Origin of the sequence: Nocardioides sp. CER19 (assembly GCF_029846275.1) — a bacterium.
Lineage (GTDB): Bacteria > Actinomycetota > Actinomycetes > Propionibacteriales > Nocardioidaceae > Nocardioides.
The window spans coordinates 1,552,761-1,571,078 of record NZ_JARVWS010000001.1; the positions used below are offsets into that span (position 1 = coordinate 1,552,761).

At 72.3% G+C, this 18,318-nt stretch carries 18 protein-coding genes; 17 read left to right on the forward strand and 1 reads right to left on the reverse strand.

Annotation, left to right across the window (positions count from 1 at the left end; translation table 11 throughout):
* The first annotated feature begins 66 nt into the window (after positions 1-66).
* Positions 67-939: a hypothetical protein gene (locus QDS12_RS07685; RefSeq protein WP_279878195.1), complete on the forward strand. Its 873-nt coding sequence runs from the start codon at positions 67-69 to the stop codon at positions 937-939.
* On the opposite strand, the gene QDS12_RS07690 is transcribed toward QDS12_RS07685, so the two are convergent.
* Positions 940-1,680 carry a GntR family transcriptional regulator gene (locus QDS12_RS07690; protein ID WP_279878198.1) on the reverse strand — a complete coding sequence of 247 codons (741 nt, stop codon included), beginning with the start codon at positions 1,678-1,680 and terminating at the stop codon, positions 940-942.
* A 129-nt stretch (positions 1,681-1,809) separates the two neighbouring features.
* Here QDS12_RS07690 and QDS12_RS07695 point away from each other — a divergent pair, with 129 nt between their 5' ends.
* The 16 genes from QDS12_RS07695 (at position 1,810) to QDS12_RS07770 (ending at position 18,287) form a co-directional block, all read left to right on the forward strand.
* Positions 1,810-2,811, forward strand: a complete 1,002-nt coding sequence (locus QDS12_RS07695; RefSeq protein WP_279878200.1) for a Gfo/Idh/MocA family oxidoreductase — start codon at positions 1,810-1,812, stop codon at positions 2,809-2,811.
* Positions 2,808-3,692: a sugar phosphate isomerase/epimerase gene (locus QDS12_RS07700; RefSeq protein WP_279878203.1), complete on the forward strand. Its 885-nt coding sequence runs from the start codon at positions 2,808-2,810 to the stop codon at positions 3,690-3,692. Before QDS12_RS07695 ends, QDS12_RS07700 begins: the two co-directional genes overlap by 4 nt.
* A complete protein-coding gene (iolC, locus tag QDS12_RS07705) occupies positions 3,689-4,651 on the forward strand; it encodes a 5-dehydro-2-deoxygluconokinase (RefSeq protein WP_279878205.1) in 963 nt (320 codons plus the stop codon). The genes QDS12_RS07700 and iolC overlap by 4 nt, the downstream gene beginning before the upstream one ends.
* Positions 4,644-5,537, forward strand: coding sequence for an aldolase (locus QDS12_RS07710; protein WP_279878206.1), 894 nt, complete (start codon positions 4,644-4,646; stop codon positions 5,535-5,537). Before iolC ends, QDS12_RS07710 begins: the two co-directional genes overlap by 8 nt.
* An 82-nt stretch (positions 5,538-5,619) precedes the next feature.
* Entirely contained in the window at positions 5,620-6,468 is an 849-nt protein-coding gene (iolB, locus tag QDS12_RS07715; RefSeq protein WP_279878208.1) for a 5-deoxy-glucuronate isomerase, read from the forward strand.
* Positions 6,465-8,384 carry a 3D-(3,5/4)-trihydroxycyclohexane-1,2-dione acylhydrolase (decyclizing) gene (gene iolD, locus QDS12_RS07720; RefSeq protein ID WP_279878209.1) on the forward strand — a complete coding sequence of 640 codons (1,920 nt, stop codon included), beginning with the start codon at positions 6,465-6,467 and terminating at the stop codon, positions 8,382-8,384. Before iolB ends, iolD begins: the two co-directional genes overlap by 4 nt.
* A 193-nt stretch (positions 8,385-8,577) precedes the next feature.
* Entirely contained in the window at positions 8,578-9,540 is a 963-nt protein-coding gene (locus QDS12_RS07725; protein WP_279878211.1) for a sugar ABC transporter substrate-binding protein, read from the forward strand.
* A gap of 70 nt (positions 9,541-9,610) precedes the next feature.
* Complete coding sequence (locus tag QDS12_RS07730; protein WP_279878213.1) at positions 9,611-10,645, forward strand: ABC transporter permease; 1,035 nt, start codon at positions 9,611-9,613, stop codon at positions 10,643-10,645.
* Complete coding sequence (locus tag QDS12_RS07735; RefSeq protein ID WP_279878215.1) at positions 10,642-11,601, forward strand: ATP-binding cassette domain-containing protein; 960 nt, start codon at positions 10,642-10,644, stop codon at positions 11,599-11,601. The genes QDS12_RS07730 and QDS12_RS07735 overlap by 4 nt, the downstream gene beginning before the upstream one ends.
* Positions 11,598-12,596, forward strand: coding sequence for a Gfo/Idh/MocA family oxidoreductase (locus QDS12_RS07740; RefSeq protein WP_279878217.1), 999 nt, complete (start codon positions 11,598-11,600; stop codon positions 12,594-12,596). The genes QDS12_RS07735 and QDS12_RS07740 overlap by 4 nt, the downstream gene beginning before the upstream one ends.
* 4 nt (positions 12,597-12,600) lie before the next feature.
* Positions 12,601-13,770 (forward strand): phytanoyl-CoA dioxygenase family protein, encoded by a 1,170-nt coding sequence (locus QDS12_RS07745; protein ID WP_279878218.1) that lies wholly within the window; start codon positions 12,601-12,603, stop codon positions 13,768-13,770.
* Entirely contained in the window at positions 13,767-14,543 is a 777-nt protein-coding gene (locus QDS12_RS07750; protein ID WP_279878220.1) for an SDR family oxidoreductase, read from the forward strand. Before QDS12_RS07745 ends, QDS12_RS07750 begins: the two co-directional genes overlap by 4 nt.
* 128 nt (positions 14,544-14,671) lie before the next feature.
* Positions 14,672-15,277 carry an ATP-dependent Clp protease proteolytic subunit gene (locus tag QDS12_RS07755; protein ID WP_279878478.1) on the forward strand — a complete coding sequence of 202 codons (606 nt, stop codon included), beginning with the start codon at positions 14,672-14,674 and terminating at the stop codon, positions 15,275-15,277.
* A gap of 21 nt (positions 15,278-15,298) precedes the next feature.
* Positions 15,299-15,904, forward strand: coding sequence for an ATP-dependent Clp protease proteolytic subunit (locus QDS12_RS07760; protein WP_279878221.1), 606 nt, complete (start codon positions 15,299-15,301; stop codon positions 15,902-15,904).
* Positions 15,905-16,038: 134 nt separating this feature from the next.
* On the forward strand, positions 16,039-17,337 hold the full coding sequence (gene clpX / locus QDS12_RS07765) for an ATP-dependent Clp protease ATP-binding subunit ClpX (RefSeq protein WP_279878223.1): 1,299 nt from the start codon (positions 16,039-16,041) through the stop codon (positions 17,335-17,337).
* A 149-nt stretch (positions 17,338-17,486) separates the two neighbouring features.
* Complete coding sequence (locus tag QDS12_RS07770) at positions 17,487-18,287, forward strand: hypothetical protein (RefSeq protein ID WP_279878225.1); 801 nt, start codon at positions 17,487-17,489, stop codon at positions 18,285-18,287.
* Positions 18,288-18,318: the final 31 nt, after the last annotated feature.

The following is an 18,318-nucleotide window of genomic DNA, read 5'->3' on the forward strand; positions in this document are numbered from 1 at the left end:
CTTCGGCGTTCTCGAGGGTGCCTCGGCTGACGGCCGGCGACCGGCGGACCTGGGAGACTGGCGCGCATGGCCGTTCCGATCTCGCCCGACCACGGGGGTCCGTCCGACGGCCTGGTCCGGCTCGGGCGATGGCTGGCCGGGCGGGTCGTCGTCGAGCCGCTCGCCAGGATCGCCGGTGACGCCCGCCGGCAGCGGCCGTCGCTGTCGCTGCGCGTCGACGGCCATGACCGGGCGGTCGAGCCGGGCGTGGCCGCCCGGCTCGCGCGCGACGCGTCCGGGCGGGTGCTGGTCCTCGTGCCGGCGTCCGGCGGCGACGAGCGCACCTGGCGGCGCGGGGTCGACGGCACCGGCGCGACCTACGGCGACCGCTTGGCCGCCGTGCTCGGCTGGTCACCTGTTCCCCTGCGCCACGACGGCGCCGGCGATCCGGAGGACGGGCTCGTCCTCGGTGCGCTCCTGCAGCGGCTGGTGGAGTCATGGCCGGTACCGGTGACCCGGCTGGTGCTCGTCGCCGAGGGCGACGCCGGCCTCCTCGTCCGCGGCGCGCTGGCCGTGCGCCAGCCCGGCTGCCGCCCGTGGACCGACCTCGTCACCGAGCTGGTCATGCTCGGAACGCCGCAGCTGGGAACCGCCGGCGAGCCCCGCCCGGGGATCGGGCGCCGGCTGGAGGAGGACCTCGCGGGGCTGGTCGTCGTGGGACCGGAGGTGCTCGATGTGCCGCCGCTCGGCCACGTCGACTACCTGGTCGTCACCGACCGCGCCGCGAGCCGCCCGCACCCGGTCGGCCGGGCGCTCGGCGGTCTGCTCCGCTGGCGGCGGCGGTCGCGTCGCGTGCACGACCTCTTCCCGACCGCCGAGCGCTTCGAGGTGTCGACGCGGGCGCACCCGCTCGTCAACCACCCGGAGATCCACGACGCGCTGCTGCGCTGGCTCGCCTGATCAGCGCTCGACGACGGTGACCTCGATCGAGTAGGAGTCCGGTCGGTAGCAGTGGTCGCCGTACTCCACGGCCCGGCCCGAGTCGCCGTACGCCGTCCGCTGCATCGTGAGCAGCGCCTGCCCGGGCGCGACGTCGAGCAGCTCGCCCTCGGCGGCGGTCGATCCCCGAGCGCCGATCCGCTGGCGGGCGATCCGCAGGTGCACGCCGCGCTCGCGGAGCAGCTCGTAGAGGCCGCGCGACTCCAGCTCGTCGTCCTCCGCGGTCAGGACGTCCGCCGGGAGCCAGTTGCGCAGCAGCGCCAGGGGTGCCCCGCCGGCGCGGCGCACCCGTTCGAGGCGCCGGACGTCGCTGCCGGGCGCCAGCCCGAGCTGCTCCGCGACGTCGGCCGGTGCGGGCTCGACCCGGTTGACGAGGACGCTCGTGCTGGGCGTGCGGCCCTCGGCGGCGAGGTCGTCGTAGAGGCTGGTCAGCTCCAGCTCCCGCCGCATGCGTCCGTGCACGACCTGGGTGCCGACGCCCCGCTTGCGCACCAGGAGGCCTTTGCCCACCAGCTCCTCGATCGCCCGCCGCATCGTGGGCCGGGACAGCCCGAGCTGGTCGGCCAGGGCGATCTCGTTCTCCAGCTTGGTGCCGGCGGGCAGCGTGCCGTCGTCGATGGCCTCGGCCAGCTGGGTCGCGATCTGGTGGTAGAGCGGCACGGGGCTCCGCCTGTCGACCCTGAGCCGGAGTCCCTCGGTCATGGAGCGCATCGTAGACCGCCGACGTCACGATGACCGTATGTCCTGACAAAGCGTTGACGGCGACCGGGCGGCGCACTAGAAACGTCCTGTGGCAACCGCCACACGCGGTGGTCGGGTGAAAGGTGTCGGATGCGGATCGGCTTCCTCGGTGTGGGACGGATCGGCGTGTCGCACGCCGCCGTCGTCGCCCAGCACCCTGCCGTCGAGGAGGTCGTCGTCGCCGACGCCGACCCGGCGCGCGCCCGCGAGGTCGCGCAGCGGTTCGGGGCGAGAGCCGTCGAGACCGCGGACGAGGTCTTCGCGGCCGGCGTCGACGGGCTGGTCGTGGCGACCGCGACCGACAGCCACGCGGACCTGATCCTGCGCGGGGCGGCCGGCGGACTGCCGGTGTTCTGCGAGAAGCCGGTCGCGCTCGACGTCCCCGGCACGCTGCGGGTGCGCGACGCGGTCGCCTCGGCCGGCACCCCGGTCCAGATCGGCTTCCAGCGCCGGTTCGACGCCGGCTACATCGCCGCCCGGAACGCGGTCAATCGGGGGAGCCTCGGGGAGCTGCGTCGCGTCCACGCGGTCACGGCGGACCCGCATCCGCCGAGCGCCGCCTTCATCCCGACCAGCGGCGGCATCTACCGCGACTGCCTCATCCATGACTTCGACGCCATCCGGTGGGTGACCGGCCGCGAGATCGTCGAGGTGACCGCGGTCGGCACCAACCGAGGCGCCGCCTTCTTCGGCGAAGCCGGCGACGTCGACGAGACCGTCGTGCTCCTCACCCTCGACGACGGCACCCTCGGCACGGTCCACGGGTCGCGCTACAACGGCGGCGGCTACGACGTCCGGCTCGAGGTCGCGGGCACGAGGGGCACGGCCGCGGTCGGCCTCGACGACCACGCCGCCCTGTGGTCGGCCGAGCCCGGCGTCGCGTTTCCGGCCGACGAGCCGCACCCGACGTTCTGGGAGCGGTTCGCCCCGGCGTACGCCGCCGAGATCAACGCCTTCCTCGACGTGGTGCGCGACGGCTCACCGAGCCCGTGCGGGGTGGACGAGGCGTTGGAGGCGCTCTACGTCGCCGAGGCGGCCACCCTCTCGCGCGTCGAGGGCCGGCGTGTGGACGTCGCGGAGGTGCGCAAGTGACGGCCCCGGGCGGCGCGGTGGCGAGCCGGGTCGCCGGCGCTCCGATCTCCTGGGGCGTCTGCGAGGTGCCCGGCTGGGGCCACCAGCTCGCGCCCGACCGGGTGCTCGCCGAGATGTCGGGCCTCGGCCTCGCGGCCACCGAGCTCGGCCCGGACGGCTTCCTGCCGGCCGACCCGCTCGCGGCGGCCGACCTGCTCGCCGCGCACGGGCTGCGAGCGGTCGGCGGCTTCGTGCCGGTCGTCCTCTTCGACCCGGGCGCCGACCCGCTTCCCGGCGTCGAGCGCGTCCTCGGGCACTTCGTCGCCGCCGGTGCGACCAGCCTCGTCCTGGCGGCGGCCTCCGGCTTCGACGGGTACGACGCCCGGCCCGTGCTCGACGACGCCCAGTGGAAGACGCTCGTCGCGAGCCTCGACCGGATCCGCGACGCGGCCGGCGAGCGTGGCATCGCGGCCACCCTCCACCCGCATGTCGGCACCGTGGTCGAGACCCGGCCGGAGGTGGAGCGTGTCCTCGACGGCAGCTCGATCGGCCTCACTCTCGACACCGGCCACCTGCTGGTCGGGGGCACCGACCCCGTGGCGCTCGCCCTCGACGCGGCTGACCGGATCGCCCACACCCACCTCAAGGACGTCGATGTGACGACCGCGGAGCGGGTCCGCGCCGGGGAGCTGACCTACCACGAGGCCGTCCGACAGGGCCTCTACCGGCCCCTCGGCCGCGGCGACGTCGACATCGCCGCGATCGTCAGGGGCCTCGAGTCCGCCGGCTACCGGGGGTGGTACGTCATGGAGCAGGACACGGTGCTCGCCGACGAGCCGCCGCCCGGACCGCCCGCTGACGTGCGGGCCTCGCTGGAGTTCCTCCTCGGGGTGGCGTCGTGAGCGGTCTCGAGGTTCTCACGATGGGCCGGGTCAGCGCGGACATCTACCCCCAGCAGGTCGGCGTACCGCTCGAGCGGGTGACCACCTTCGGGCGCTACCTCGGCGGCAGCCCCACCAACGTCGCGGTGGCCGCCACCCGGCACGGCCGGCGCAGCGCGGTGATCACGCGGACGGGCGACGACCCGTTCGGGCGCTTCGTGCACGAGGCGCTGCAGGGGTTCGGCGTCGACGACCGGTTCGTCTCGGCGGTCCCGGAGTGGCCGACGCCGGTGGCGTTCTGCGAGATCTTCCCGCCGGACGACTTCCCGCTCTACTTCTACCGGACGCCCACCGCCCCCGACCTGGAGATCCGCGCGGACGAGCTCGACCTCGACGCGATCGCCGGGGCCGGCGTCTTCTGGGTGACGGTCACCGGGCTGTGCCAGGAGCCGAGCCGGAGCGCGACGCTGGCCGCTCTCGAGCACCGCTCGCGGACCAACCCGGACGGCTTCACGGTGCTCGACCTCGACTACCGGGCGATGTTCTGGGACTCCGCCGAGGAGGCCACGCGGGAGGTCGCCCGCGCGTTGCCCCACGCCACGGTCGCGGTCGGCAACCGCGAGGAGTGCGAGGTGGCGGTGGGCGAGACGGAGCCGGCACGAGCCGCGACCGCGTTGAGGGGGCGCGGTGTGCGGGTCGCGGTCGTCAAGCAGGGTCCCCGCGGGGTCCTGGGTGTCGACGACACCGGCTCCGTCGAGGTGCCGCCCGTGCCGGTCGAGGTCGTCAACGGCCTCGGCGCGGGCGATGCGTTCGGCGGAGCCCTGTGCCACGGCCTGTTGGCAGGCTGGCCGCTGGAGCAGATCCTCCGGTACGCCAACGCGGCCGGTGCGTACGTCGCCGGCCAGCTCTCGTGCTCCGACGTCATGCCGACGCCGGAACAGGTCGAGCGGATGCTCGGGAAGGAGTCGGTCAGTGGTTGACCCCGACGTGACCGGGCCGCAGCTGGTCCGGAGCCTCGCCGCCCGGCGGGCCACGGACCCGGGCGCGATCGCCGCCGCGGCCGCGGCACGCCGACGCCGTACGTCGCTCGTGGGGGAGACCGGCCGGCTGATGCTGCTCGCCGCCGACCACCCGGCCCGCGGCGCCCTCCGGGTCGGCGACGACCCGATGGCGATGGCGAACCGCGGCGAGCTGCTGCGTCGCCTCGCGATCGCGCTGAACCGTCCGGGTGTGGACGGCTTCCTCGGCACGCCCGACCTCGTCGAGGACCTGCTGCTGATGGGCGCGCTCGACGACAAGGTCGTCCTCGGCTCCATGAACCGCGGCGGTCTGGTCGGCACCGCGTTCGAGATCGACGACCGGATGACCGCCTACGACGCGGCGACCATCGCCGGCATGGGCTACGACGGGGGCAAGATGCTGCTCCGCATCGATCCCGACGACCCCGCGACCGTCCGCACCCTGGAGCGCTGTGCCGCCGGGGTGTCCGAGCTGGCCTCCCGCCGGCTGATGGCGATGGTCGAGCCGTTCATCTCGCACCGGGTCGACGGGCGGGTCCGCAACGACCTCAGCCCCGACGCGGTGATCCGCTCCGCCACCGTCGCCGCGGGTCTCGGCAACACCTCCGCCCACACCTGGCTGAAGCTGCCCGTCGTGGACGAGATGGAGCGGGTCGCCGAGTCGACCGCACTGCCGGTGCTCCTGCTCGGTGGCGAGGCGAGCATCGACCAGCCGGCGACGCTCGACCGGTGGCAGCGCGCGGTGAAGCTCCCGAGCGTGTTCGGCATGATCGTCGGGCGGGCCCTGCTCTACCCGCCGGACGGTGACGTGGCGGGGGCCGTGGACCGGACGGTGGGACTCCTGTGAGCGAAGCGAGAGGCCACGGCGGTCGTTGCCGGCCCTGCGAAGGTGAGGCTGTGGCCGAGCTGCGAGCGAAGGGAGGGGCACTGTGAGCGCGAGGGTGCTCCGCGGCCCGGCCGAGGTGACGCCGGCCGCGGCCGGCTGGGACTACTCCGGCCTGCGCGTCGTGACGCTAGCGGCGGGCGGGGGCCAGACCTTCGCGACCGGCGACGCCGAGGCACTGGTGCTCCCACTGGCCGGGTCGTGCCAGGTGACGTGCGAGGGGGAGGTCTTCGACCTCGAGGGGCGTCCCGACGTGTTCTCGGAGGTCAGCGACTTCGTCTACGTCCCGCGCGAGGCGACCGTCACGGTGAGCAGCGTCTCGGGTGGCCGGTTCGCGGTGCCGAGCGCCCGTTGCGAGCGTCGGCTGCCGGCCCGCCACGGCCGGGCAGCCGAGGTGCCGGTGGAGCTGCGGGGCGCCGGCTCCTGCAGCCGCCAGGTCAACAACGTCGCCGCAGCGGACGGCTTCGAGTGCGACCGGCTGATCGTGGTCGAGGTGCTGACGCCGGGCGGCAACTGGTCGTCGTACCCGCCCCACAAGCACGACGAGGACCGCCCGGGCGAGGAGAGCGTCCTCGAGGAGATCTACTACTTCGAGGTCTCCGGCGGCGGCATGGCCTACCAGCGCGTCTACGGCACCGCGGAGCGCCCCGAGGACCTGCTCGCCGAGGTGCGGTCCGGTGACGTCGTCACCATTCCGCACGGGTGGCACGGCCCCTCGATGGCCGTGCCCGGCTACGACCTCTACTACCTCAACGTGATGGCCGGGCCGGGGCAGCGCGAGTGGCTGATCTGCGACGATCCCGAGCATGCGTGGATCCGCGGGACCTGGGAGGACGAGCCGGTCGACCCGAGGCTGCCGATGAGCGGCCCGACCCGAGGGGATGACGCCCGATGACCGTGCGGCTGACCGTGGGCCAGGCCCTCGTGCGCTTCCTCGCCCAGCAGTGGACCGAGCGGGACGGGGAGGAGCAGCGCCTGGTCGCGGGCTGCTTCGGGATCTTCGGCCACGGCAACGTCGCGGGGGTCGGACAAGCCCTGCTCGAGGAGGAGCTGCGCGCGCCGGCCGGCACTGCCCCCGGCCTGCCCTACTGGACCGGCCGCAACGAGCAGGGGATGGTGCACGCCGCCGTCGGCTACGCGCGCATGAGCAACCGGCTGTCCACGCTGGCCTGCACCACCTCGATCGGCCCTGGTGCCACCAACATGGTCACGGGTGCCGCGCTGGCGACCATCAACCGGCTGCCGGTCCTGCTCCTCCCCGGCGACGTGTTCGCGACCCGGACCAGCAGCCCGGTGCTCCAGGAGCTGGAGTCGCCGGCGACGTACGACGTCTCGGTGAACGACGCCCTGCGTCCCGTCTCGCGCTTCTTCGACCGGGTCTGGCGCCCCGAGCAGCTGCCGGCCGCGCTGCTCGGCGCGATGCGCGTCCTCACCGACCCGGTCGAGACGGGCGCGGTGACCCTGGCGCTGCCGCAGGACGTCCAGGCCGAGGCGCACGACTGGCCGGAGGAGCTCTTCGAGCGGCGGGTGTGGCACGTCGCGCGCCCGGTGCCCGAGCGGGACCTGCTGGCCCGGGCGGCCGACCTGCTGCGGGGCGCCCGGAGCCCGCTGGTCGTCGCCGGCGGCGGGGTGATCTACAGCGCGGCGACCGACGCGCTGCGTGAGTTCGCGGAGGCGACGGGGATCGCGGTCGCCGAGACGCAGGCGGGCAAGGGCTCGCTGCCCTTCGACCACCCGCTGGCGCTGGGCGGGATCGGCGCGACCGGCACGTCCGCCGCCAACGCGTTCGCCCGGGAGGCCGACGTCGTGCTCGGCATCGGGACGCGCTGGAGCGACTTCACGACCGCCTCGCGGAGCGTCTTCGCGAACCCGGACGTGCGGTTCGTCAACCTCAACGTGGCCGGCTTCGACGCGCACAAGCACGCCGGCCTGGCCCTGGTGGCCGATGCACGCGAGGGTCTGCTCGCCCTCGCCGAGGCGCTCGCGGGCCACGACACCGGCGGCGACTACCGCGGCCGCGCCCGCCGGCTGGCGGCCGAGTGGGACGAGGTCGTCGAGGCGGCCTACCACGTCGGGCACCAGCCCCTCCCGGCCCAGACCGAGGTGATCGGGGTGCTCAACGAGGTGGCCGGCCCGCGCGACGTGGTGATCAACGCCGCCGGCTCGATGCCGGGCGACCTGCACCGCCTGTGGCGCACCCGAGACCCCCAGGGCTACCACGTCGAGTACGGCTTCTCCTGCATGGGCTACGAGATCGCCGCTGGCCTCGGCGTGCGGATGGCGGCGCCCGACCGCGACGTCTTCGTGCTGGTCGGCGACGGCTCCTACCTGATGCTCGCCAGCGAGCTGGTCACCGCCGTCCAGGAGCGCCAGAAGATCGTCGTCGTCATCGTGCAGAACCACGGCTTCGCCTCGATCGGGGCGCTCTCGGAGTCGGTCGGCTCCCAGCGCTTCGGCACCAGCTACCGCTTCCGGGACGACGGGAGCGGCCGCCTCGACGGGGCCACCCTGCCCGTCGACCTCGCCGCCAACGCCGAGAGCCTGGGCGCCCAGGTCCTGCGGGCCCGTGGCGTCGAAGAGCTGCGCGAGGCGCTGGTCAAGGCGAAGGAGAGCGACGGCGGCCCGGTCGTCGTCCACGTCGAGACCGATCCGACCGCCGCCGGCCCCGACAGCGACGCCTGGTGGGACGTGCCGGTCGCCGAGGTCGCGGAGCTCGCGAGCACGAGGGCCGCCCGGGCGGCGTACGACGAGGCGAAGCGGCAGCAGCGACCGTACCTGCGACCGCTCGAGAGTGGAGGGACGACCACGTGAGGACCAGCCACCATCGGGCGACCCGCGGCGCCGAGCAGGTTCGTGGGCCGGAGGGCGTGTCGTTCGACCCCCATGCCAAGGTCATCCCTGCACGCTGGGCCGAGGTGGCCCACCCTGCCGGTCCAAGCTCCCACTTCCCGACCCACTCCTAGGCCGGCCGTCCAGCGAAACCCACAGAAGAAGGAACAGACCGATGAAGAAACTGAAGGTGGTCAGCGTCATCGCCGCCACTGGCCTCCTCCTGGCCGCGTGCAGCGGCACGGGCAAGGACGAGCCGAGTGCCTCGAAGAACACCAAGGACCTGACCTACGCGGTCATCACCCACAGCTCCTCGGGCGACGCCTTCTGGGACCGGGTCAAGTCGGGCGCCGAGCGCGCGGGTTCCGACTACGGCGTCAAGGTGGAGTACTCCGCCGACCCCGACCCGGCCAAGCAGTCGCAGCTCATCGACGGCGCCGTCGCCGACAAGGTCGACGGGATCGTCGTCTCGATGGCCAACCCGGACGGCCTGGAGACCAGCATCAAGGCCGCCGTCGCGGCAGGCATCCCGGTCGTCACCATCAACTCCGGCATCGACCAGTGGAAGGCGTTCGGCGCGATCACCCACATCGGCCAGAGCGAGACGATCGCCGGCCAGGCGGTCGGCGAGCGTCTCAAGGGCGAGGGCCTCAAGAACGTGCTCTGCGTGATCCAGGAAGCCGGCAACATCGGCCTCGAGGACCGCTGCAAGGCGGTCGCGCAGACCGAGGGCGGCAAGGTCACCAACCTGCAGGTCGACGGCACCGACGACAACGCCGTCCAGGCCACGATCACGTCCAAGCTCCAGGCCGACAAGTCGGTCGACGGTGTGCTCACCCTCGGCGGCCAGTACGCGATCGACGCGGTCGCGGCGGTCAAGGAGTCCGGCAGCAAGGCGAAGGTCGCGACCTTCGACCTGAGCGAGGACGTCATCAACGACATCAAGGCGGGGACGATCGACTTCGCCGTCGACCAGCAGCCCTACGTGCAGGGCTTCCTCGGCGTCACGACGCTCTACCTGAAGTCGATCAACGGCAACGACGTCGGCGGCGGCCAGCCGATCAACTCGGGCCCGGCGTTCATCACCACCGAGAACGCCGACCAGGTCCTCAAGTTCGCCAAGAACGGCACCCGCTGAGAGTCCGCCGGGCCCGGCCGCCGCAGCGCCGGGCCCGGCGGTCCAGTCCCTTCGGAAAGGAAGGCCCGCGATGACCAGCATCGCCGTCGGGGACGAGCGCATGGCCCGTACGTCGACCCTCAACCGTCTGATGAAGCGACCGGAGATCGGCGCCCTGCTCGCCGCCCTCGTCATCTTCGTGTTCTTCTCCGTCACCACCGACGTCTTCGCGACCCTCTCGGGGTCGGCGACCTGGCTGCGATCGGCCTCGACCATCGGCATCATGGCCGTCGGCGTCGCGATGCTCATGATCGGCGGCGAGTTCGACCTCTCGGCGGGCGCGATGACCGGCTTCACCGGCCTGGCCGTCGGCATCCTGACGACCGAGTACGGCCTCAACATCTGGGTCGCGATCCTCGTGTCGCTCGTCCTCGCCCTCGTGGTCGGCTTCCTCAACGGCTGGCTGGTGATGCGCACCCGGCTGCCCAGCTTCATCGTCACGCTCGGCACGTTCTTCGTGCTCCAGGGCATCGACCTGGCCGGCACCAAGCAGCTCATCGGCCAGGTCGCCATCCAGGGCATGCGCGACGTGCCGTTCTACTCGCAGCCGCAGAAGCTCTTCGGCTCCTCGATGGAGATCGGGCACGGGACGTTCTACGTCTCGATCCTGTGGTGGGTGCTCGTCACCGCGCTGGCGACGTGGGTGCTGATGCGCACGCGGGTCGGCAACTGGGTCTTCGCGGTCGGCGGCGCCCAGCACGCGGCGCGCCAGGTCGGCGTCCCGGTCGCGAAGACCAAGATCGGCCTCTTCATGGGCACCGCGGGCTGCGGTTGGCTCGTCGGCATGCTGTTGCTCTTCACCACCTCCACGGTGCAGAGCAACACCGGTGTGGGGCAGGAGTTCATCTACATCATCTGCGCCGTGGTCGGCGGGTGCCTGATGACCGGCGGCTACGGCTCCGCGATCGGTGCCGCGCTCGGCGCGCTGATCTACGGCATGGCCAACCAAGGCATCGTCTACGCCGGGTGGGACAACAACTGGCTCAAGGCCTTCCTCGGCGTGATGCTGCTGACGGCGGTGCTGCTCAACGAGTGGGTGCGCAAGCGCGCGGAGGAGGCACGATGAGCGACGGCAGCGGCGGCGTGAGCGCCACCGGCAAGCGGGTCGGCCGCGTGGCGCGCGACTGGGCCAGCGACCGGGCCCGCGCCGACGAGGGCTCGGCCGACGGGCCCGCCCTCCCGCCCCGAGGTACGCCGATCATCGAGGTGGACGGGATCGGGAAGTCCTACGGCCGGGTCATCGCACTGCGCGACGTCACCACCTCGGTGCGGGCCGGCGAGGTCACCTGCGTCCTCGGCGACAACGGCGCCGGCAAGTCGACGTTCATCAAGATCCTGGCCGGTGCCCACCAGCACACGGCGGGCACGTTCTCGGTGGACGGCGAGGAGCGCCACCTCGGCAGCCCGCGCGACGCGCTGGCGCTCGGCATCGCGACGGTCTACCAGGACCTGGCCGTCGTACCGCTGATGCCGGTGTGGCGGAACTTCTTCCTCGGGTCGGAGCCGGTGAAGGGCAGCGGCCCGCTCCGGCGGCTGGACCGCGACTTCATGAAGCGGACCACCAAGGACGAGCTGCTCAAGATGGGCATCGACCTGCGTGACGTGGACCAGCCGATCGGCACCCTCTCGGGCGGTGAGCGGCAGTGCGTCGCGATCGCCCGCGCGGTCTACTTCGGGGCCCGCGTGCTGATCCTCGACGAGCCGACCGCCGCGCTGGGCGTCAAGCAGTCGGGCGTCGTGCTGAAGTACATCGCGAAGGCCCGCGAGCGCGGCCTCGGGGTCGTCTTCATCACGCACAACCCGCACCACGCCTATCCGGTGGGCGACCGGTTCATGCTGCTGCGCCGCGGCCGGTCGATGGGTGACTTCCCGAAGGCCGATCTCACCCTCGACGAGCTGACCTCCATGATGGCCGGCGGCGAGGAGCTCGAGTCGCTCGCACACGAGCTCGCCCACGACATGGGGGAGTCCTCGCCCGTCGTCGCCGAGCTGAAGGCCGAGCTGGAGACCGACGTGCCATGACCGGGCGGCTCAGGGTGGGGGTCATCGGCACGGGCGCGATGGGGTCCGCGCACGCGCGGACGCTGGCGGCATCGGTGGCGGGCGTGGAGCTCACCGCCGTCCACGACCTCGACGCCGACCGGGCGAAGGCGCTCGCCGACGAGGTCGGGGCGAGTGCCGCGCCCACGCCGGAGGCGCTCATCGCGGAGGTGGACGCCTTCGTGATCGCCTCCCCGGACCCCACCCACGTCGACCTCGCGCTGGCCGGCGTCGCCGCCGGCCGGCCGATGCTGTGCGAGAAGCCGTTGGCCGTCGACGCGGACGGCGCGCGCCGGGTCGTCGACGCCGAGGTCGCCGCGGGCCGGCGACTCGTGCAGGTCGGCTTCACCCGCCGCTACGATCCGGCTTTCCGCGAGCTCAAGGCGGTCGTCGACGCGGGCGACCTGGGGGAGGTGCGGATCGTCCACGCCGTCCACCGCAACGCGACCAACAGCACCAGCACCGACGACGCGACGCTGGTGACCGGCTCGATGATCCACGAGCTCGACACCCTGCCGTGGCTGCTCGGCGACCGGCTCGTCGCGGTCCGGGTCGAGTCGCCGGTCGACCGTGCCTTCCGCGACCCGCAGCTGGCGACCCTCCGGTTCGGCTCGGGGGCCCTCGCCACGGTCGAGGTGTTCGTCAACGCGCGCTACGGCTACGACGTCCAGACCGAGATCGTCGGAACCGCCGGCACGGCCTCCCTGGAGCCGCGCTCGACCGTCACCACCCGACGCGCCGGTCGGGCGGGCACAGCTGTCCGGGACGACTTCGTCGCCCACTTCGCCGACGGCTACCGGCTCGAGCTCGCGGCCTGGGCGGTCGCGGCCCGGGCGGGCACCGTCGACGGCCCCGACGCCTGGGACGGCTACGTCGCCAACGTCGCCGCCGCGGCCGGGGTGCGGTCGCTGCGCTCGGGGGAGTGGGAGGCCGTCGTACCGGTCGAACGGCCGGCGCTCTACGAGACGGGGAGGTGACGCCATGACCTCTACGTACTCCACGACGCGGCTGAGGGCCGCCGACTGCCGCCTCGAGGATCTCGTCGACGTCGTCTCCGTGGAGACCAGCGCCGCCGACTTCCCCCGTGCCGCCACGATCGTGCAGGGCGTGGTCGTCTACGACTCGGCGGCGCTCCGCGGGGTCCTGGCGGCCGAACGCGACGCGGTGCGGGCCGAGCTGGTCCACGCCCTCGCCGAGGGTCCCGGCATCGTCGTCCTCCGGGACGCCTTCCCCGACCACCGCGTGCTGGACCGCGCCACCGAGGTGTTCGAGCGGATCATCGCCGAGGAGCGCGCGGCGGGTGGCGCTCACGGCGACCACTTCGCCGCCCCGGGCGCCAACGACCGGATCTGGAACGCCCTGGAGAAGCTCGCGGTCAGCGACCCGGACACGTTCGTCGACTACTACGCCAACGACATGGTGGCGCTGGCGAGCGAGGCGTGGCTCGGCCCCGGCTACCAGGTCACCTCCCAGGTCAACGTGGTCCGCCCGGGTGGCCGTGCCCAGGAGCCGCACCGCGACTACCACCTCGGCTTCCTCGAGGACGCCGTGGTCGAGCGCTACCCGACCCACGTCCACCTGCTCTCGCCGGTGCTCACGCTCCAGGGTGCCGTCGCCCACTGCGACATGCCCGTCGAGAGCGGGCCGACGATGTATCTCCCGCACTCCCAGAAGTACGCCGCCGGCTACCTCGCCTGGCGGCGGCCGGAGTTCCGCGACCACTTCGCCGAGCACCACGTGCAGCTGCCGCTCGCCCAGGGCGATGCCGTGTTCTTCAACCCGGCGCTCCTGCACGGCGCCGGGTCCAACGTCTCGGCCGACATCCAGCGGGTCGCCAACCTGCTCCAGGTCTCCTCCGCCTTCGGCCGGGCCATGGAGGCCGTCGACCGGGCGCGGATCTCGCGGGCTGTCTACCCGAGTCTGCGGGCGCGCCGCGACGCCGGCGTCGCGGACGAGGTGCTCGCCTCCGCCGTCGCTGCCGCCGCCGAGGGCTACCCCTTCCCCACGAACCTCGATCTCGACCAGCCGGTCGGCGGTCTGACGCCGCCGGCCCAGGCCGACGTCCTCCTGCGTGCGCTGGCCGAGGACTGGACCGACGAGGAGCTCGCCCAGGCTCTCGACGCCCACGCCGCTCGGCGGGAGACGCGTTGAGCGGGCAGCTCGAGGGTCGCTCGCTGCTGGTCAGCGGAGGCACCCAGGGCGTCGGGGCCGCCGTGGCCAGGGCCGCGCTGGCCGAGGGCGCGCGCGTCGTCGTCACGGGCCGCCGCGAGGACGTCGGCGAGCGCTTCGTGGCCGAGCAGGGGCCGGGGGCGCAGGTGCGGTTCGTGCGCTGCGACGTGGCCGACGTGGATCAGGTCCGGGCGGCCGCCGCGGCCACCGTGGCGGCGTACGGCGGCATCGACTGCCTGGTCAACGCCGCCGGGCTCACCACGCGCGGCTCGCTGCTCGACACCACGCCGGAGCTGTTCGACGAGCACGTCGCGGTCAACCTCCGCGGCCCGTTCCTCCTGATGCAGGAGGCGGTGCGGGACATGCTGGGCCGGGGCGTGGCCGGCACGATCGTCAACATCCTCAGCATCTCCTCGCACGGCGGGCAGCCCTACCTCGCGCCGTACGTCGCCAGCAAGGCCGGCCTGGCGGCGCTGACCCGCAACGCCGCGCACGCCCACCGCTTCGACCGCATCCGGATCAACGGGGTCAACATCGGCTGGACCGCCACGGAAGGCGAGGACGCGACCCAGCGCCGCTTCCACGCCGCCGGCGACGACTGGCAGGAGCAGGCAGCGGCACGGCTCCCGATGGGCCGCCTCGCCCGGGCCGACGACGCGGCGGCGCTGGTGATCCTGCTGCTCTCGGAGCGCAGCGGCGTCGTCACCGGCTCGGTCATCGACTGGGACCAGACGGTGGTGGGCGCCTACGACTGACGCGACACCCGCGTCCGCTGTCGGCGAACAGGGGCCGAGAACCCGTGGAAGTGTCCGGGTCGGCGGCTAGGGTCGGCGACGTGAACCAGAACTCCAGCCACGCCGAGGGGTCGGCGTACACGCACCAGATGGGCGGCGGTCCCGGGCTCAACGTGCTCGACGACCACATCTACTCGCGGCTGCTGCGGGAGCGGATCGTCTTCCTCGGGTCCGAGGTCCGCGACCAGAACGCCAACGCGATCTGCGCGCAGCTGCTGCTGCTGTCGGCGGAGGACCCCGAGGCCGACATCTTCCTGCACATCAACAGCCCGGGCGGCTCGGTGGACGCCGGCATGGCCATCTACGACACCATGAACTACATCCCCAACGACGTCGCCACGGTCGGCATGGGCCTGGCCGCCTCGATGGGCCAGTTCCTGCTGTGCGCCGGTGCCAAGGGCAAGCGCTACGCGCTCCCGCACGCGCGCATCATGATGCACCAGCCGTCGTCCGGCATGGGCGGCTCGGCCTCGGACATCAAGATCCAGGCGCAGCAGTCGCTGCACATCAAGAAGGTGCTCCTGGACCTCATCTCCGAGCACACCGGCCAGCCGATCGAGCAGGTGATCGCCGACGCCGACCGCGACCGGTGGTTCACCGCCCAGGAGGCCCTCGAGTACGGCCTGGTCGACAAGGTCATCAAGAGCGCCCGCGAAGCCTCCGACGAGGGCCGTCCGGCCCACGCCAACGACTGAGCGGCTGAGGCGAGGAGAGACATGAACTACTACATCCCGCAGTGGGAAGAGCGCACGTCCTACGGCTTCCGCCGGATCGACCCCTACGCCAAGCTCTTCGAGGAGCGGATCATCTACCTGGGCACGCCGATCAGCGACGACGTCGCCAACGCCGTGATCGCCCAGCTGCTGTGCCTGCAGTCGATGAACCCCGACCAGGACATCAACATCTACATCAACAGCCCGGGTGGCTCGTTCACGGCGCTCACGGCGATCTACGACACGATCCAGTTCATCAAGCCCGACGTGTCGACGGTCTGCATGGGCCAGGCGGCGTCGGCCGCGGCGATCCTGCTGGCGGCCGGCACCCAGGGCAAGCGCATGGCGCTGCCCAACAGCCGGATCCTCATCCACCAGCCCTACACCGAGGGCACGTTCGGCCAGACCTCCGACATCGAGATCCAGGCCAACGAGATCCTGCGGATGCGCGAGCTGCTGGAGAAGATGATCGCCGACCACAGCGGCCGCTCGCTCGAGGAGGTCAGCCGCGACATCGAGCGCGACAAGATCCTCACGGCGCAGCAGGCGGTCGACTACGGCCTCATCGACACGGTGCTCGGCTCGCTCAAGACGCCTGTCCTGGCGTGACCATTCTGCAGTAAAGGGCCTCGTGTCCGTCCCCCCAACGGGGGCGGACACGGGGTACCGTCAGGGGGCTGAAACCTGGGAGCCCCCACGATCCCGACACGCACGACCGCACCACCCGGAGAAGGAGACCACCAGTGGCACGCATCGGTGACGGAGGCGACCTGCTGAAGTGCTCCTTCTGCGGGAAGAGCCAGAAGCAGGTCAAGAAGCTCATCGCCGGGCCGGGCGTCTACATCTGCGACGAGTGCATCGACCTGTGCAACGAGATCATCGAGGAGGAGCTCTCCGAGGGGAGCGAGGTCAGCCTCGACGAGCTGCCGAAGCCCAAGGAGATCTTCGAGTTCCTCAACTCCTACGTCATCGGTCAGGAGCAGGCGAAGAAGTCGCTCGCCGTCGCGGTCTACAACCACTACAAGCGCGTCCAGGCGGGACTTCAGCCGGGCGCCGCCACGGCCGGCCCGGGCAAGCACTCGAAGGACGAGGCGGTCGAGGTCGCCAAGTCCAACATCCTCGTCATCGGCCCCACCGGCTGCGGCAAGACCTACCTCGCCCAGACGCTCGCGCGGATGCTCAACGTCCCGTTCGCGATCGCTGACGCCACGGCGCTGACCGAGGCCGGCTACGTCGGTGAGGACGTCGAGAACATCCTGCTCAAGCTGATCCAGGCCGCCGACTACGACGTCAAGAAGGCCGAGACCGGCATCATCTACATCGACGAGATCGACAAGGTGGCCCGCAAGGCGGAGAACCCGTCGATCACCCGCGACGTCTCGGGCGAGGGCGTCCAGCAGGCGCTGCTCAAGATCATCGAGGGCACCACCGCCTCGGTCCCGCCGCAGGGCGGCCGCAAGCACCCGCACCAGGAGTTCATCCAGATCGACACGACGAACATCCTGTTCGTCGTCGGCGGCGCCTTCGCCGGTCTGGAGCACATCATCGAGCAGCGGGTCGGCAAGAAGACGCTCGGCTTCACGGCCGAGCCGCGCGGCCACGCGGAGAAGCAGGCCGAGGACCTGCTCAAGCTCGTCCGCCCCGAGGACCTCACCAAGTTCGGCCTGATCCCCGAGTTCATCGGCCGGCTCCCGCTCATCGCCAGCGTCAGCAAGCTCGACCGCGAGGCGCTCGTGCAGATCCTCACCGAGCCCCGCAACGCGCTCGTCAAGCAGTACCAGAAGCTCTTCGAGCTCGACGGCGTCGACCTCGAGTTCACCGAGGACGCGATCGAGGCGATCGCCGACAAGGCGCTCGAGCGCCAGACCGGGGCGCGCGGCCTGCGCGCCATCATCGAGGAGGTCCTCCTCCAGGTGATGTACGACGTCCCGTCGCGTGGCGACGTCGGCAAGGTCGTGGTCACCCGCGAGGTCGTCGAGGGCGAGGCCGCGCCGACCCTCGTCCCGCGCGAGTCCGAGGCCAAGAAGAAGAAGTCGGCCTGACCTCCGGAGGCCCCTGCACCGGTCGGGCCAGCCACCCGGCACCGGCATAGTCAATTCGGACCATTTGTGCACTTTTGTTCGCTTCTGCGCGTTCGGGCACGGGAGGATATGACTGTGTCACCCTTCCTGGTCTCGGCAGGGGAGCGGCCGTGAGCTCACAGCACAAGGCGCCCCTGGCTGCCTTCCTCGTCGTCTCGGTCGCGTGCATCGTGGTCGTGGTCAACGCGCTGCGCTCTGACGCCGTCTCCGACTTCCTGGGGCGGCACAGTCAGGCGGTCGTGGCCGGTGCGCGACTCTTCCCGCAGCCGACGGACATCCTCTCCGGCGAGGCGCACCTCGTGGCCGGGGCCAAGACGGGCCTCACCGTGACGCCCGACGTCGTGAAGAAGGTCGTCACCGGCGCCGGCTACGCCCCGGAGGCGACGAAGCCGAAGCACGGCGCCCACCACGCCGCCGACATCGACACCGCCGTGGGCGCCGTGGCGACGACCTCCGTCGCGCCGCCCGCTCCGCAGCAGCCCGTGACCGCCCCCACGACCTCGGAGGGCGTCCCCGCGACGCCCGGGCACGCCCACCAGCCGCTCCTGCCGGGGTCGACGTACGGCAGCGCGGGGCACCAGAGCGCCGTGTCGAGCTCCCGTGGCGGGAACGCCTGGGGCCGGACGAAGCACGCCGACCACGCCGACCGGGGGAACGCCTCGCACGGGCGGTCCTCCGCCTCCTCCGAGCAGATCCGCCGCTGGGCCGAGGCGATCGCAGCCCTGGTCCCCGCTGGTCAGTCGAACAACGGCAACGGCCGGTGGCGCAAGGGCGACGACGACGGCTGGTCGAACAGCGGCAACAGCCGCAACAACGCCAACCCCGGCAACAACGGGAACGGCAACGGCTGGGCGAACAACGGGAACGGTGGCAACAACGGCAAGAACGGCAGGGGCCACGGCAGGCACTGACGAGCCACCCGCAGACGACAGCGGCCCGCCA

Bases quoted from the DNA above. Each gene is read 5' to 3' on its own strand.
- QDS12_RS07685 (WP_279878195.1), top strand. From the start codon at position 67: ATGGCCGTTCCGATCTCGCCCGACCACGGGGGTCCGTCCGACGGCCTG.
- QDS12_RS07755 (WP_279878478.1), top strand. From the start codon at position 14,672: ATGGGCGGCGGTCCCGGGCTCAACGTGCTCGACGACCACATCTACTCG.
- QDS12_RS07760 (WP_279878221.1), top strand. From the start codon at position 15,299: ATGAACTACTACATCCCGCAGTGGGAAGAGCGCACGTCCTACGGCTTC.
- QDS12_RS07740 (WP_279878217.1), top strand. From the start codon at position 11,598: ATGACCGGGCGGCTCAGGGTGGGGGTCATCGGCACGGGCGCGATGGGG.
- QDS12_RS07745 (WP_279878218.1), top strand. From the start codon at position 12,601: ATGACCTCTACGTACTCCACGACGCGGCTGAGGGCCGCCGACTGCCGC.
- QDS12_RS07690 (WP_279878198.1), bottom strand. From the start codon at position 1,680: ATGACCGAGGGACTCCGGCTCAGGGTCGACAGGCGGAGCCCCGTGCCG.
- QDS12_RS07730 (WP_279878213.1), top strand. From the start codon at position 9,611: ATGACCAGCATCGCCGTCGGGGACGAGCGCATGGCCCGTACGTCGACC.
- QDS12_RS07725 (WP_279878211.1), top strand. From the start codon at position 8,578: ATGAAGAAACTGAAGGTGGTCAGCGTCATCGCCGCCACTGGCCTCCTC.
- QDS12_RS07735 (WP_279878215.1), top strand. From the start codon at position 10,642: ATGAGCGACGGCAGCGGCGGCGTGAGCGCCACCGGCAAGCGGGTCGGC.
- iolD (WP_279878209.1), top strand. From the start codon at position 6,465: ATGACCGTGCGGCTGACCGTGGGCCAGGCCCTCGTGCGCTTCCTCGCC.
- QDS12_RS07695 (WP_279878200.1), top strand. From the start codon at position 1,810: ATGCGGATCGGCTTCCTCGGTGTGGGACGGATCGGCGTGTCGCACGCC.